Source organism: Streptomyces sp. NPDC018000, assembly GCF_044328025.1.
Taxonomy (GTDB): domain Bacteria; phylum Actinomycetota; class Actinomycetes; order Streptomycetales; family Streptomycetaceae; genus Streptomyces.
Genome location: NZ_JBIRGM010000002.1, coordinates 434,231 through 449,573, shown reverse-complemented (window position 1 = coordinate 449,573; position 15,343 = coordinate 434,231). Strand labels below are relative to the sequence as shown.

9 protein-coding genes are annotated in these 15,343 nt (G+C 70.4%); 6 read left to right on the top strand and 3 right to left on the bottom strand.

Going from position 1 to position 15,343, the window contains the following annotated elements:
- Positions 1-201: 201 nt before the first annotated feature.
- The gene (locus tag ACH4EW_RS06575) at positions 202-1,272 is read right to left on the bottom strand and encodes a PucR family transcriptional regulator (RefSeq protein WP_398252285.1); all 1,071 of its coding nucleotides are present in this window, start codon (positions 1,270-1,272) and stop codon (positions 202-204) included.
- Positions 1,273-1,535: 263 nt separating this feature from the next.
- Between ACH4EW_RS06575 and ACH4EW_RS06570 the strand changes: the two genes are divergently transcribed.
- From ACH4EW_RS06570 to ACH4EW_RS06555, 4 genes are all read left to right on the top strand, one after another.
- A complete protein-coding gene (locus ACH4EW_RS06570) occupies positions 1,536-2,219 on the top strand; it encodes a hypothetical protein (RefSeq protein WP_398252282.1) in 684 nt (227 codons plus the stop codon).
- 97 nt (positions 2,220-2,316) lie between these two features.
- Positions 2,317-4,437 (top strand): flotillin family protein, encoded by a 2,121-nt coding sequence (locus tag ACH4EW_RS06565; RefSeq protein WP_398252279.1) that lies wholly within the window; start codon positions 2,317-2,319, stop codon positions 4,435-4,437.
- Positions 4,438-4,493: 56 nt separating this feature from the next.
- Positions 4,494-9,461, top strand: a complete 4,968-nt coding sequence (locus tag ACH4EW_RS06560; RefSeq protein WP_398252277.1) for a DNA repair ATPase — start codon at positions 4,494-4,496, stop codon at positions 9,459-9,461.
- Between the two features lie 51 nt (positions 9,462-9,512).
- Positions 9,513-11,513 carry an NAD-binding protein gene (locus tag ACH4EW_RS06555; protein ID WP_398252274.1) on the top strand — a complete coding sequence of 667 codons (2,001 nt, stop codon included), beginning with the start codon at positions 9,513-9,515 and terminating at the stop codon, positions 11,511-11,513.
- Positions 11,514-11,734: 221 nt separating this feature from the next.
- Here ACH4EW_RS06555 and ACH4EW_RS06550 read toward each other — a convergent pair whose 3' ends face one another.
- On the bottom strand, positions 11,735-12,325 hold the full coding sequence (locus tag ACH4EW_RS06550) for a hypothetical protein (RefSeq protein WP_398252271.1): 591 nt from the start codon (positions 12,323-12,325) through the stop codon (positions 11,735-11,737).
- 174 nt (positions 12,326-12,499) lie between these two features.
- Positions 12,500-13,576, bottom strand: a complete 1,077-nt coding sequence (trpS, locus tag ACH4EW_RS06545; RefSeq protein WP_398252268.1) for a tryptophan--tRNA ligase — start codon at positions 13,574-13,576, stop codon at positions 12,500-12,502.
- A 537-nt stretch (positions 13,577-14,113) separates the two neighbouring features.
- Here trpS and ACH4EW_RS06540 point away from each other — a divergent pair.
- Both ACH4EW_RS06540 and ACH4EW_RS06535 read left to right on the top strand, forming a co-directional pair.
- Complete coding sequence (locus ACH4EW_RS06540; RefSeq protein ID WP_398252265.1) at positions 14,114-15,109, top strand: helix-turn-helix domain-containing protein; 996 nt, start codon at positions 14,114-14,116, stop codon at positions 15,107-15,109.
- On the top strand, positions 15,106-15,333 hold the full coding sequence (locus ACH4EW_RS06535) for a DUF397 domain-containing protein (protein WP_398252263.1): 228 nt from the start codon (positions 15,106-15,108) through the stop codon (positions 15,331-15,333). Before ACH4EW_RS06540 ends, ACH4EW_RS06535 begins: the two co-directional genes overlap by 4 nt.
- Positions 15,334-15,343: the final 10 nt, after the last annotated feature.

Sequence of the window (15,343 nt, the reverse complement as noted above, 5' to 3'; positions counted from 1 at the left end):
GCTGCCGGAACGACCGCGGACCGGCTGACCACCGGTCCGTGCCCGGCAGGCCGGAGGTGTGCTGTTCCCCCCTGTGCACACCTCCGGCCACTCCCTTCCTACGGGACAGCCCTTGGACCCCGCTCCCCGAAGCGCGCATCGGCGTCGCGTCACGGGTGCGGGGTCTCGCCTCATGTGCACATCAGGGCCGTGCCGGCCAGGTCACAGCTCCTTGGCCGGCCAGCCCAGCAGCCGGGCGCCGATGACCGCCGTCTGCAGCGTGTAGCGGTGCACCGGATCGGACGGATCGGAACCGGTCAGCTGATGGATCCGCTCCAGCCGGTAGGTGAGCGCCCGCACGCTCAGTGACAGCCGACGGGCCGTCTCGGCAGACACACAGCCCGCGTCGAAGTAGACGGTGAGCGTCTTCAGGAGGGGTTCGGCGCCACCGCGGGCCTGCTGGAGCGGGCCCAGCTCGCTGCGCACCAGATCGGCCATCGCCTGTCGGTCCCGGGTCAGCACCGGGTAGACCAGCAGATCGGCGGCGTACAGCACCGGATCGTCCAGATCCATCCGTTCCGCGAGATCGAGTGCCTCGAGCGCCTCGTCATACGACTGGACGACGCCTCCGGGGCCCGGGTGCGGGCGGCCGACCGCGACCCGGCCGCCGTCCGTAGCCGCATGCGACTGCTTGGCGAAATACCGCAGGACGTCGGGCTGGCTGCCGGGGGCTATACAGACCAGGCGCCCGTCCTTCGTCGTGATCAGGATCTTCCGGCCGCTGAAACGCGTGAGCAGCGCCGCCTCGACCGAGCGCGGTACGGAGTCGGTCTCCGTGTACGCCTCCCGGCCCGTCGCCACCGCGACCGCGTGGGCGCGCGAGAGACGCAGCCCGAACCGGGTGGCCCGCTCCGCGAGCCGGCCCAGATCGCTGCGCCCGTACAGCAGATCGTCGATGAACTCGCGGCGCGCCGCCTCCTCGCGCCGTACGGTGAGCCGCTGGGCGCGCTCGAATCCCGCGGCGAAGGCGTCGACGGCCTGCTCGACCGCGGCCAGCACGGAGTCGGTGGACACGGCATCGGCGCAGACGGCATGCGGCCAGGCGGTGCGGGTCGCCGCGAGATGGAGACCGACCAGGGCGCGCAACTGGAATCCGGCCTCGGCGGCCTCCCGGCCCAGAAGCCGACGGGTGTCCAGCTCGTCCCGGGTCAACCGACGGCCGGTGGCGGCGACATCGGCCAGAATATGGGCATAGTTCCCCAAATACTCGTCGGGAATCTCCGGCTCCGGCACGCGCACTCCTCACATCCTGACGCGGTGTTGACACTCACCCCATGCACACTGGCCGATGTCTGTGCCCGGCATCAAGGACGTATAAAGATTGCCGGACTCCGGCAGTGCGACGCCACGGCCCCGAGTGACACGATCCGGTCAGCAAGAAACGGGGGAACACGGGGGACACGGGGGAAGACCCAGTTGCTGCGGCCACGCTTTCCGCAGTGCCGCAGCAGCGGGGTCACCACCCGGCCACCCGTAGGAAACAAGGGGGTGGACCGATGCGGGAGTTCCTGAGCGCAGCGACCGCCTTTCCCGCCGTCCTGTTCGGCGCCGCGCTGTTCGTGGTCGTCTTCTTCTGGCTCCTCGTGCTGGCCGGTGCGGCCGACCACCACTCCTTCGACGCGGACCTCGACACCGGCATGGCCGGGATCGGCGGGGTGCCGGTCACCGTCTCGGTGTCCGTGATGGTCGTCGTCGGCTGGTTCACGAGCCTGTCCGGTACGGTCCTGCTGCACCGCAGCGGTGTCACCGGCATCACCCGCGCGGGGCTCGCCTGTGCCGTGTTCGCCGGGGCACTGCTGATCGCCTGGGCCGTGACGCGGACGCTGGCACGCCTGGTGCGCCGGCGTTTCCCGGACGAGCCTCCTCCGTCGCGGCAGGACTTCCTCGGCCGGGTCTGCACGATCCGTACCGGCTCCGTCAGCTCCGACTTCGGCCAGGCCGAGGTCGCGGCCGCCGACGGTTCCACCGCGGTCGTCCAGGTCAGGCTGCTCGGTCCGACGGACGACACGATTCTCACCTCGGGCAGTGCGGGGCTGCTGTACGCGTACGACGACGAGGGCGAGTTCTTCTGGGTGTCGCCGTACGACAAGGCGCTGGACCCGGGGCCGCCGAAGCCGCGCACGCGCCCGGGCCCGGGTACGCGTTCGGGTGCGCGCCGGACTCCGCGTCGCTCCGGCTGACCGCCCCGTCTCTCGCGGCCGCGTCGTCAAAACCGCCCGGCCGCCCGGCGGAAACCTCTGCCCTCTCCACCTTCCTCACCAGCCGTCAAGGACTGTCATGGATGCCATCACCCTGGGCTTCGGTGTGCTCGTAGCCGTTGTCCTGCTCATCGTCGTCGCCCTGCTTCTCGTCATCAGCCGGCTCTTCCGCAAGGTGGAACAGGGCAAGGCGCTGATCATCTCCAAGACCAAGAAGGTCGACGTCACCTTCACCGGGGCCGTCGTCCTGCCGGTGCTGCACAAGGCCGAGTACATGGACATCTCGGTGAAGACCATCGAGATCCGCCGCACCGGGCGCGAGGGCCTGATCTGCCAGGACAACATCCGCGCCGACATCCACATCAACTTCTTCGTGCGTGTCAACAAGACCGTCGAGGACGTCATCAAGGTCGCCCAGTCCATCGGTACGGAGCGGGCCAGCGACAAGGTCGCGATCCAGGAGTTCTTCGCCGCGAAGTTCGCGGAGGCTCTCAAGACCGTCGGCAAGCAGCTGGACTTCGTCGATCTGTACACCAAGCGCGAGGAATTCCGGGATCGGATCATCCGGGTCATCGGAACCGACCTGAACGGCTACCACCTCGACGACGCCGCGATCGACTTCCTTGAGCAGACGCCCATGACACAGCTCGACGGCGCCAACATCCTCGACGCACAGGGCATCCGCAAGATCACCGAACTGACGGCGATCGAGCATGTGCGCACCAACGAGTACCAGCGCACCGAGGAGAAGGAGATCACCCGGCAGAACGTCGACGCCCGCGAAACCATTCTGGAGCTGGAGCGCCGGCAGGCCGAGGCCGAGATCAAGCAGCGCCGCGAGGTCGAGACGCTGCGCGCCCGTGAGGAGGCCGCCACCGCCCAGGTCCAGGAGGAGGAACGGCTCGGCGCCCAGGCCGCGTTCATCCGTACCGAGGAGCAGCTCGGCATCCAGCGCGAGAACCAGGCCCGGGAGATCGCCGTCGCGCAGAAGAACCGTGAGCGTGTCATCGCCGTGGAGAACGAGCGCATCGAGAAGGACCGGCTGATCGAGGTCATCGGGCGCGAGCGGCAGACCGAACTCAGCCGGATCGCCGCGGCGAAGGAGGTCGAGGCCGAGCGCCGCGAGGTCGCCGACGTGATCCGGGAGCGGATCGCCGTGGACCGTACGGTCGCCGAGCAGGAGGAGTCCATCAAGACGCTGCGGGCCGTCGAGGAGTCGGAGCGCACCCGCAGGTCGGTCATCATCGCCGCCGAGGCGGAGGCTCAGGAGAAGCTGGTCAAGGACATCAAGGCCGCGGAGGCCGCGGAGGCGGCGGCCACCCACCTGGCCGCCGAGCAGCTGACGCTCGCCGAGACCAGGCTGAAGACCGCGGACCTCGACGCCCGGGCGAAGCTGCGGCTGGCCGAGGGCATCCAGGCGGAGTCCGCGGCGCCCGGGCTTGCGGAGGTTCAGGTACGTGACGCGGAGGCCGACGTCATCGAGAAGACCGGTCTCGCCGAGGCCGAGGCCGCGTCCGCCCGGCTCAGGGCCGAGGCGGAGGGGGCCAGGCTCAAGGCGCTCGCGGCAGCGGAGGGTACGCAGGCCCAGGCGACGGCCGACGCGGCGGTGATCGGCGAGAAGCTGAAGGCCGAGGCGGCGGGGCTCACCGAGAAGGCGGCCGCGATGGCGGCGCTGGACGACGCCTCGCGCGGCCACGAGGAGTACCGGCTGCGGCTCGCCGCGGAGAAGGAGATCCGGCTGGCCGGTCTCGATGCGCAGCGACAGGTCGCCGAGGCCCAGGCGACGGTGCTCGCCACGGGGCTGGAGAACGCCGACATCGACATCGTCGGCGGGGAGTCGGTCTTCTTCGACCGGCTCGTCTCGTCCGTCGCGATGGGCAAGAGCTTCGACGGATTCGTCGAGAACTCGCAGACGGCGAAGGCACTTGCGGGGCCGTGGCTGAACGGCACGTCGTCGTTCACGGACGATCTGACCCGGGTGCTGGGGTCGGTGTCGACGGCGGACGTGCAGAACCTGACGGTGTCGGCGCTGCTGATGCGGTTGATGCGGTCGCCGGGGGCGGGGGTCGCGCCGGGAGCGCTGCAGAAACTGCTGACGGCGGTCCAGGAGTCGGGCCTGGCGGACGTACCGGTCTCCGCGGTCACCGGGGCGGGCGCCGGTGAGGTACCCGCCTCCCGGAACGGGACACCGGTCGCGTAGACAACCCCCACAGCTGGACGCACCCCGCACCGCACACCTCGTAGGGAGCCGTACGCATGGACACCGACACCACACTCACCGCGCCGCGTGGCGATGTGGACGCGGGGACCTACGACGTGCTGCGCCGCAGGCTGACCGCACAGGCCGCCGATCTCGCGAGCCGTGCCGAGGCGCTCAACTCACAGCGCACGCGGGAGTTCGGGTCGACCGGGCTCAGGCTCAGCGGCACCGAGCAGATCCGTACCGAGCAGGCAGCCGTCCCCCGCGACCTGGTGGCCGTAGGCGGCCGGCTGCTGTTCGGGTTCGAACGGGCCCCCGGGGCAGCGGAGGCGGCCGAGATCGGTGACGTACTCACGCTGTACGGACCCGAGTTGGAGGAGACGCCCCACGGCGAGGGCGGCCTGCTCGAGGACGAAGCCTTCGTACGCGAATTCACCGCCCTCCACCGCTACTACCGCGACGCCCGCCTGATTCGGCTGCGCCGGGTGGACGGCAGGCTGCTCGCCGTCTTCCGTACCGGCGAGAGCGCGGACGGTGTCCGCGTGCTGCGCTGGGCGCTCGCCCCGGACGGTTCGCCCGGCGCGTTCCTCGACGCGCGCGGCGACCGCGACCATGTCTTCCCGCCGTCGCACGACTTCACCTGGACCGTCGCGGGCCGCGAGTCCCATGTCCCCGGCCGGCACCCGCACATCGCCGTGGGCGGCGACGGGGACGGCACGGGCGCCGTTCTCTTCGTCGACACGCTCGGCGGCACCCTCACCGTCAAGACGGTCAACGACACCGACACCCCGGACGGGATCTACGAGGAGCCGGTCACCGAACCCCTCCAGTCACTCGCCGACGCGGATGTCGAGCATGCCGTGATCGGCCCGCTGGTCCTGCTCCGCGTCCGCCCGTACAACGAGGAGTCCTGGCGGCATCTGGTCTTCAACACGCTGCTCGGCACGGTCCTGCGGCTGGACCTCATCGGGCCCGCCTGCCACCGGCTCCCGGACGACCAGGGGATCATCTTCCCCGGCGGCTACTACCTCACCACCGGCACCGCCAAGACCTTCGACATCGCCGAACCGCTCACCGACCCGCTCTTCGAGGGCGCGATCCGCTCACCGAACGGTGAGGACGTCCTCTACGTCTTCCGCTCTTCCGCCGACGGCCGCAGCCTGCTGCTGCCCTACAACCTGATCCGGCAGGAGGTCGCCACCCCTCTCCAGGGCCGCGGCCACGCCCTGCTCGACGACGGCACGCTCGTCCTCCTGCGAGGTGCCGCCACGGGTGACGAACCGGTCCGGGTCCACCCGTTGCAGCGCTGGCGGACCCCGTACGTCTCCGACACCCACGCCGCCGCCGGCCCCGCCGGAACCGGACAGCTCGCCCGGGTCGGCAACGCCGATCTGGTGCGCGGCATCTCCGACTGCCTCGCGCTCGCGCACAGCGCCGCCGAGACGACGCCGACCGCCGCCGTGTACGCACGGCTGGTCGCGGACTGCGCTCGCGCCACCGACCGCTACCACTGGCTGAACGATCCCGAACTCGGCGCGCTTGCCGTCCCGTTGGCCGACCTGCGAGCCACCGCGCAGCAGGTCCTCACCGAGTTCGAGACGGTGCAGGAGCTGACCCGGCAGGCCGCGGACGCACTCACCGAGGCGGCCGACCGGCTCACCGCTCTCGTCCGCCGCATCCGTGGCGAGGCCCCGCGCTCGGCCGCCGCCTGGGTCGCCCAGCTCACCGCACTGCGCGGCGCACACGGTCATTTGGCGACACTTGCCGAGATGCGGTACGCGGACACCGAGCGGATCGCGGCGCTGACCACCGCCACGGCGGCCGACATCGAATCGGCCGCCCAGCGCGCCGTCGCGTTCCTCGGCCGGGACGATGCGTTCGCCGGCTACCACGAGGACATCGCGCGCCTGGCCGCCGAGGCGTCCGCGCTCACCACCGTCGTGGACGCCTCGGCGCTCGGCGACCGGCTGACGGAGATGACGGACGGCCTGAGCACCGTCACGGATGTCGTCGCCGGGCTCGACATCGGTGACGCGACGGTCCGCACGTCGATCCTGGAGCGGATCGCGGAGGTGCTCGGCGGGGTGAACCGGGCCCGCGCCACTCTCGACGCGCGTCGGCGCGAGCTCCTGGACCACGAGGGCCGCGCCGAGTTCGCCGCCGAGTTCGCGCTGCTCGGGCAGGCCGTCACGGGGGCCCTGGCCGCGGCGGGCACCCCGGACGCCTGTGACGAGCAACTGACCAGGCTGCTGCTCCAGTTGGAGAACCTGGAGTCGCGGTTCGCGGAGTTCGACGACTTCCTCGCCGAGCTGGCCGAGCGGCGGACGGAGGTCTACGAGGCGTTCTCGGCCCGCAAGCAGACGTTGCAGGACGCCCGCGCCCGGCGGGCGGAGCGGCTGGCGGGTTCGGCGGCCCGGGTCCTCGAGACGGTGTCCCGGCGGCTGGCCGCCCTGCCCGACCTGGACGCCGTCCACACCTACTTCTCCTCCGACCCGATGGTCGCCAAGGTCCGCCGCACCGCGGACGAGCTGCGGGAACTCGGCGACCCGGTGCGCGCCGAGGAACTGGACGGGCAGCTGCTGGCCGCCCGCCAGGAGGCCGGGCGGGCGCTGCGCGACCGCGGTGAGCTGTACGCGGACGGCGGCGCGACGATCCGTCTCGGCCGGCACCGGTTCGCCGTGAACACCCAGCCCTTCGACCTGACGCTCGTCCCGCACGGGGACCGGCTCGCGTTCGCCCTCACCGGCACGGACTACCGGGCGCCGGTCACCGACCCGGAGTTCGAGGCGACCCGCCCGTTCTGGGACCGGACACTGCCCTCCGAGTCCCCGCACGTCTACCGCTCCGAGCACCTGGCCGCCCGGCTCCTCGACGAGCACGGCGCCGATGCGCTGGCCGCCCTGAGCGCGGACGAACTGACGTCCCTGGTACGGGAGTCGGCGGCGGCCGCGTACGACGAGGGCTACCAGCGCGGTGTCCACGACGAGGACGCCACCGCCATCCTCACCGCTTTGCTGCGGCTGCGCGCCGGAGCGGGGCTGTTGCGCTTCCCGCCCGCCGTACGGGCGGCGGCGCAGCTCTTCTGGGCATACGGGACGGACCAGGCCCGGCGCACCTCCTGGACCCGGCGGGCGCTCTCGCTGGCCCGCGCCCGTGAGACGTTCGGCCTCGCCCCGGCCGTCGCCGGTCTTCAGGAGGAGTGGTCGGACATCATCCGGGGCGACGATTCCCGGGCCGTCGCCGCGTACCTCTTCGAGGAGCTGACGAGCGGCCCGGACGGATTCGTCACGAGCGCCGCCACCGGCACCTTCCTGGACAAGTTCCGCCGTACGACGGGCTCTTCGGCGTACGACGAGGACCTCGCAGCCCTCCACGACGATCTGCCCGCCCGGCGCCAGCTCGTCGAGGGCTGGCTCGCCTCGTACGCCGCCGCGAGCGGCACGGAGATCGGCGAGGGCGATCTGGCGGAGGCCGTCGCCGTGGAACTCTGCCCGGAGCCGGTGCTCGCCCGGTACGCATGCGAGGCACCGCTCACCGCGACCGTGGACGGGCTGCTCGGCACCCATCCGCGCATCGACCGGGGCCGGCTGACCGTCCGCCTCGACGAACTCCTCGCCCGCACGGAGGAGTTCCGCACCACCGCCGTCCCCGGATTCCGCGCCTATCAGCGCCGGCGCACCGCACTCGTGGCCGCTGAACGTGCCCGGCTCCGGCTGGACGACCACCGGCCGCGCGTCATGTCGGCGTTCGTCCGCAACCGGCTCCTGGACGAGGTGTACCTGCCGCTGATCGGTGACAGCCTCGCCAAGCAGATCGGTACCGCCGACGCCGACCGGCGCACCGACTCGCAGGGCCTGCTGCTGCTCGTCTCGCCGCCCGGCTACGGCAAGACGACACTCATGGAGTACGTCGCCGACCGGCTCGGCCTGGTCCTCGTCAAGATCAGCGGACCGAACCTCGGCCACGACGTGACCTCCCTCGATCCGGCACAGGCGCGCACCGCGACCGCCCGCCAGGAGATCGAAAAGATCAACTTCGCGCTGGAGACGGGCAACAACACGCTCCTCTACCTCGACGACATCCAGCACACCTCGCCCGAACTGCTTCAGAAGTTCATTCCGCTCTGTGACGCCACCCGCCGGATCGAGGGCGTACGGGACGGCGAACCGCGCAGCTACGACCTGCGGGGCAAGCGGTTCGCGGTGTGCATGGCGGGCAATCCGTACACCGAGTCGGGCGAGCGGTTCCGTATCCCCGACATGCTCGCCAACCGGGCCGACGTGTGGAATCTCGGTGAAGTGCTGAGCGGCCGCGAGGACGTCTTCGCGCTGAGCTTCATCGAGAACGCGCTGACCGCCAACCCGGTGCTCGCGCCGCTCGCCGGGCGCTCCCGCGACGATCTCACCGTGTTCGTACGGCTCGCCTCCGGTACCGAGCCGGCAGCCCGCACGGACCGGCTCGACCACCCGTACACGCCCGCCGAGGTGGACCGGATCGTCTCCGTCCTGTGCCATCTGCTGACCGCCCGGGACGCGGTCCTGGCCGTGAACGCCGCGTACATCGCCTCGGCCGCGCAGACGGACGCGACGCGCACCGAGCCACCGTTCCGGCTGCAGGGCTCCTACCGCAACATGAACAAGATCGCCGAGCGGATCATGCCGGTGATGAACGACGCGGAACTCTCGGCCGTGATCGACGACCACTACGCGGGCGAGGCACAGACGCTGACCACGGGCGCGGAGTCCAACCTGCTGAAGCTCGCCGCACTGCGCGGCCGGCTCACGGCCGAGCAGGCCGAGCGCTGGTCCGCGATCACCGCCTCCTACGTCCGCACGCAGGCGCTCGGCGGCCCGGACGGCGACCCGGTGACGCGCGCCGTCGCCGCGCTGGGGCTGCTCGCGGACCGGATCGCGGCGGTCGAGTCGGCGATCGTCCGGATCGCGGACCCCCGTCACCTGCTCACGGGCCCGTCACAGCCGCCCCGTCACGCGGCCCCGCGCACCACGGCACCCGCAGATCACTGACCGGCCCGGAACGGCGGTCCGAACCGGTCGAACATCGGAGGTGGGCAAGGCATGCTGGGCTTCGTGTCCACACTTCCCCAGCAGCCCCAACGCTCGCCCTTCAGCGGCCACATGGTCGTCTGCGGCGACGACGCACTCGCCCAACGGCTGGCGGTGGAACTGCGCTACGTGTACGGGGAGCGGGTCACGCTGCTGCTCCCGCCGGGACGCGACCCGCGCCGCCCGGAGCTGCCGCCGACCCAACGCGGCCGCGCAGCCACGCTGTTCGGCCGGATGTCGGCGGCGATGAACCGCAACCTGGGCAACGCGGGCAACGCGACCGCCGCCACCGCCGACAGCTCCGACACCAACGCGGGTATCGAAGCGGTGCGCATCCTGGAAGCCCCGGAACCCTCCGACGAGGCCTTCGAGGAAGCGTGCGTCGAATCGGCCGCCGCACTGGCCCTGGTCTATGACGACGACGAGCGCAACATCCGCGCCGCGCTGACCGCCCGCCGCCTCAACCCCCGGGTCCGTCTGGTCATCCGGCTCTACAACCGCAAGCTGGGCCAGTATCTGGAGACCCTGCTCGACCAGGCCGCCGCCGTCACCGCCCCCGGCCTCGACCCTGCTGCACCGGACGCCTCCACCACCGTCCTGTCCGACGCCGACACCGCCGCCCCCGCCCTGGCGGCAACCGCCCTCACCGGCTCCAGCAAGGTCATCCAGGCGGAGGGCCTGCTGCTGCGCGCCGCCGAACGCACCCCGCCCGAGGACGGCCGGGTCGCCGACCCCGGCCTGTGCACCCTCGCGCTGCTCTCCTCCACCACCCATGACCCGGCGGGCGCCGAGGGTTCCGACAGCAGCGGCGACGAGGGCCCCCGGCTCCTGCCCGACGAACGGCAGGTGGCCGCGGCGACGGGCCGCGGCACGATCGTGCTGGAGGCGGTCAGCCAGGCGGCCCCGGCCGGTCAGCCACCCCGGATGGGCGGCAGAGGCGCACCGCTCAGCCAGTTCTTCTCCCGGCGGCTGCGCTGGTCGGCCCTGGGCGTCGGCCTGGCCGTCGTGGGCCTCGCCGTCGCCTCGACGCTCACCACCGGCGATGACCCGCTGCACGCCGCGTATCTGACGCTGCTGGACCTGTTCGCGATGGGCGACCCCGCGACCGGCGACCAGACGGCCCGCCAGGTCATCCAACTCCTTTCCGGCGCAGCCGGGTTGATGCTTCTTCCACTGCTCGTGGCCGGTGTCCTGGAGGCCTTCGGTTCACTCCGCACGGCATCGTCCCTGCGCCGCCCGCCACGCGGGCTCTCCGGCCATGTGGTGCTGCTCGGCCTCGGCAAGATCGGTACGCGGGTCCTCGTCCGGCTGCGTGAGCTCGGCATTCCCGTGGTGTGCGTGGAGAACGACCCGGACGCACGCGGAATCCCCGTGGCCCGGCGGCTGCACGTACCGGTGGTCCTCGGCGACGTCACGCAGGAGGGCGTGCTGGAGGCGGCGAAGATCCAGCGCTCCCGCGGACTCCTCGCCCTGACCAGCATCGACACCACCAACCTGGAGGCGGCTCTCTACGCCCGCTCGGTCAAACCGGACCTGCGCGTCGCCCTGCGCCTGTTCGACGACGAGTTCGCCACCGCCGTCTACCGCACCCTGCGCACCGCCCACCCCCAGGCCGTGACCCGCTCCCGCTCCGTCTCCCACCTGGCCGCCCCGTCCTTCGCGGTCGCCATGATGGGCCGGCAGATCCTGGGCGCCATCCCGGTCGAGCGGAAGGTGTTGCTGTTCTCGGCGGTCGAGGTGGCGGGGCACCCGCAGCTGGAGGGCCGCACCGTGGAGCAGGCGTTCCGGACGGGCGCCTGGCGGGTCATCGCCCTGGACGCCACCCCGCCCGAGGACCGCCGCCCGGACCTGACCACGGCCACCCCCGCCGCACCGGGCCGCCCGTCGGGCCTGGTCTGGGACCTGCACCCCGGGTACGTACTGCGCCCCGAGGACCGCGTGGTGCTCGCCGCGACCCGGCGCGGCCTGGCCGAACTGCTCCGCAGGCGGCGCCCCGTGGCACCGCGGTCATAGCCGGGGTGTGAGCGCCGGTTCAGAGGACGCGCATCGAGTCCGGCGAACTCGCCCCGCACCCAACGCCGTTGATCGAGTCCCTGCCCCTTGGCCCGGTCGTCGTCGGCGCCGCCCGCCGCCGACCAGGCAGCGGCCCGCTCCGCCCTCGTACGCGAAGCGGGCCATCCGCCGGATCCGGCGCCGCAGTGCGCTGCGCGGCTCTCGGACCTCGCGGAACAACTTCAGTTGATGGCCTCCCCCCGGGCCTTCAGCCTGTAAGAGGTGGCCTGGTCGTTCATCGCTTCGCCGACCCAGTCCGCTACGTCATAGGTGTTGTGTATCCCTTTGAAATTGGCGCTCGCGTACAGCTCGATATAACAGTTGTTCCACGTCTTCACGGAGCTGGTGATGTCATCGAAGTTCAGGGCGTCGAGGTCGCTGATCTGGGCATCCCACTTACCGTCGTTCTTGCACGGCTCGGCGAGCGCCCATCCGGTAACACGGCCACCGAAGTGGCCGTTCTCGTAAAGCTCGGCGCCCATGTAGCTCATCGTCCCAGGAAGCGCGTTCAGCCGGGCCTGGAACTTCTTGTCCGTGGCAGCCTTCTCCGGGGCCGGGGCGTCGGTGATCCGGCCGCCGGTCATCGCGGCCATGTATTCACGGAAGGTGTCATAGCAGGTGGTTTTCCCCGCACTGACCTTGACGACGCAGTAGGAACCGGCCTTGGCCCGAGAGGATTCGGGGGCCTGGGCCGCGCCGGCCGGGGACGGTGCCAGGAGGACGCCCGCGCAGGCAGCGGCCACCAGCCCGGTCACACCAGTTCTCACCCTCATGATTCTCCTCATTTTCAGCGGTGTGAGGCCACAACCACCCACATCGGTACGGCCGTTCACCCTGTGATCTCGTCGGAACGGGAGAGGGAGTGCATGCTCGAAAGGTTGCCTTGCAACTGCGTGATATCGGACCGCGCCAACCGGCCAGGCCCGGCCACCCCCGGCCGTGCGCCGCTACAGCACTCCCCCCATCACCCCGCGCACCTCGTCCAGCGTCACCTCGGCGATCTCGTTGGCGCGCTCGTTGCCGGCCCGGAGCACCGACCGTACGTACGCCATGTCCTGCGCGTACTCGGCCCGCCGGGCCCGGATCGGCGCCATCCGGCTGTTGACGGCATCGGTCACCGTCCGCTTGAGCGCGGCGGCACCCCCGCCGCCGATCTCCTCGGCCACGGTGTGCGGATCACGGTCCAGGCAGAGCGCGGCCAGCAGCACCAGCCCCGACACCTCGGGCCGCGTCTCCGGCTCGTACGTGATGCGCCGGTCGGCGTCCGTCTTCGCCCCGCGGATCAGCCGCGCCGTCTCGTCGGCGGAGGCGCCGAGCGCGATGGAGTTGCCCCGGCTCTTGCTCATCTTGGTGCCGTCGGTACCGAGCAGCAGCGGCGCGGCGGAGAGCAGCGCGTCCGGCTCCGGGAAGACCGCCCCGTACCGTTCGTTGAAGCGGCGGGCGACGGTCCGCGTCACTTCGAGGTGCGGCAGCTGGTCCTGCCCGACGGGGACGAGGTTGCCCTTGCAGAACAGGATGTCGGCAGCCTGGTGCACGGGATACGTGAACATCAGCCCGCTGACGGCGGACTGCCGGGAGTGAGCGATCTCGTCCTTGACGGTGGGGTTGCGGTTCAGCTCGGCGACGGAGACGAGGCTGAGGAAGGGCAGCATCAACTGGTTGAGCGCGGGCACGGCACTGTGGTTGAAGATCGTCGCGCGTTCGGCGTCGATACCGACGGCCAGATAGTCCAGCAGCATCCCCTCCATGTGCTCGCAGAGCCGGTCGGCGAGATCCCGGTCGGTGAGCACCTGGTAGTCGGCGATGATCACGAAGACGTCCACCCCGAGATCCTGGAGCCGGACGCGGTTGTGGAGGGTGCCGAAGTAATGCCCGAGGTGCAGCGGCCCGGTGGGCCGGTCCCCGGTCATCACCCGGAACCGGCCGGGTTCCCGCTGAATCCGCTGCTCCAGCTCGGCGCTGCGTCGCCGGGCGGACTCGGCGGCATCGGCGGAGTCGGCGGTAGTGGCTGTGGCGGTGGTCATGGGGCTCTCCTCGCGTGTGCTGGTTGCGTGGAGGACGGCCCGCCGGGATCGGCATCCGTACCCGTACGAGGGCAGAGAAATGGGCCGTCCGTTTCGAACGGCCCTGTTTCCGTGCAGATGGAGGTGGCCGCTCCTAGGAGGAGCGCCACCAGTTTCGGCACGGTACGGAGGTCATGGGCCGAGTTTAACGGGAGCGAGCTCGGCCCACACGACCTTTCCCGGCCCGCGCCGCGCCCCGTACGCGCGTACTCCGCTTGCTCGGCGTCGAGTTGGTACCTGGCGCGTGCAGGGAAGCAAGGGCTTACGCGTTCGTCGGCCGGTCGATCACCTCCGGGGGCCGAATTGAAAAACGCCGGAACAACGAGAGAAAGCGGGAGATAGGGTTCAGCAGGTCGACACTTCTTGTAAGCGTTGACCACGCCCCCGGACCGGTCGCACGGTCGCGGGGTTCCTCAGTGGCAGACCTCGGCACGCCTGCAAACAGCGTCGGCCACTACGTACAGCGACGAGACGCGTACCACTCTTGCCATCGGAGTGATGTCACACCACACGAATGGCAAGCAGAACCAGAGGATTGGCAATATTGCCAATCTTTCTAGCGATGGTGCCTCTGTGCAAGCATGGAGTCACTGGGTGCAGTCACCGCGAAAGCTGGGCACCCACAGGGAATTGCGAGGGGGCACCACCGTCATGACGGAACCGACTGTGCGACGTCGCAGGCTCGGCCTGGAACTGCGCCGCCTTCGAGAAGCGGCAAAACTGACACTTGAAGAGGTCGAATCCCGTTCCGGGCTCAGTGCGTCCAAGGTTTCACGGATCGAAAGCGCAACCCGTGGCGCGCGGCCGGTCGACGTGGAGCTCCTGATCGACCTATACGGTGCGGCGGGTACCGAGGTCGGCAGCTTCCTGCTGACGCTCGCGAACGACGGCAGAAGGCGCGGCTGGTGGCAGAGCTACGAACTCTCCTCCGTATACGCCGATTTGATCAGCCTGGAGTCCGATGCCTCGTCCGTCTCGACGTTCCAGCCTCTCTTCATCCCCGGCCTCTTACAGACGGCCGCATACGCCCGGGCAGTGATCGGCGCAGTGAGTATGACAGCGACGACCGAGGAGATCAGCCCGCTGGTCGAGGTGCGCATGGCCAGGCAATCCGTCCTCAGCCGACCCAAGCCACTGAAGCTACGAGCGATCGTCCATGAAGCGGCCTTGATGGCCCGGACGCCCGATCCGTCCATCATGCGGGACCAACTCCAGCGCCTGCTGGACATCGCGGTCTATCCGCATGTACGCATCCAAGTCCTGCCTCTTCATGCCGAGTTGAACCCAGGCATGGCAGGCGGCTTCACCTTGCTCGGCTTCGGCCAACCGGGACTCGATGTGGTGCTGCTCGAACATCTCGACAGCAGTCTCTATGTCGAGGACACCCCCGATGTGGAACGCTACGCGGAGGCGTTCGAGCGGCTGACCGCTTCGGCTCTGTCGTTCGACCAGTCGTTGTCCCTCATCGCCAGCAAGAAGGAAGCCAGCACGTGAGAACGCCCATCGCCGACGCTGCCACCGTCAACGTCTCATGGCACAAGTCACGTCACAGTGGGGCCAACAGCGACTGCGTCGAAACCGGACTGCTGGGCACCGGCACCAGCACTGTCGTCCGCGACAGCAAGGCTGCTCACGGCCCCGCCCTGGCCTTCAACCCCTCTACGTGGTCGACGTTCCTGACCGCAGTGAAGGAGGATGCCTTCCCGGCCTCACGCTGACTCTTCTCCA

What these genes read in the sequence shown, in the direction of transcription:
- ACH4EW_RS06570 (WP_398252282.1), top strand. Translation starts at nt 1,536, where the DNA reads ATGCGGGAGTTCCTGAGCGCAGCGACCGCCTTTCCCGCCGTCCTGTTC.
- ACH4EW_RS06565 (WP_398252279.1), top strand. Translation starts at nt 2,317, where the DNA reads ATGGATGCCATCACCCTGGGCTTCGGTGTGCTCGTAGCCGTTGTCCTG.
- ACH4EW_RS06560 (WP_398252277.1), top strand. Translation starts at nt 4,494, where the DNA reads ATGGACACCGACACCACACTCACCGCGCCGCGTGGCGATGTGGACGCG.
- ACH4EW_RS06555 (WP_398252274.1), top strand. Translation starts at nt 9,513, where the DNA reads ATGCTGGGCTTCGTGTCCACACTTCCCCAGCAGCCCCAACGCTCGCCC.
- ACH4EW_RS06550 (WP_398252271.1), bottom strand. Translation starts at nt 12,325, where the DNA reads ATGAGGGTGAGAACTGGTGTGACCGGGCTGGTGGCCGCTGCCTGCGCG.
- trpS (WP_398252268.1), bottom strand. Translation starts at nt 13,576, where the DNA reads ATGACCACCGCCACAGCCACTACCGCCGACTCCGCCGATGCCGCCGAG.
- ACH4EW_RS06540 (WP_398252265.1), top strand. Translation starts at nt 14,114, where the DNA reads ATGTCACACCACACGAATGGCAAGCAGAACCAGAGGATTGGCAATATT.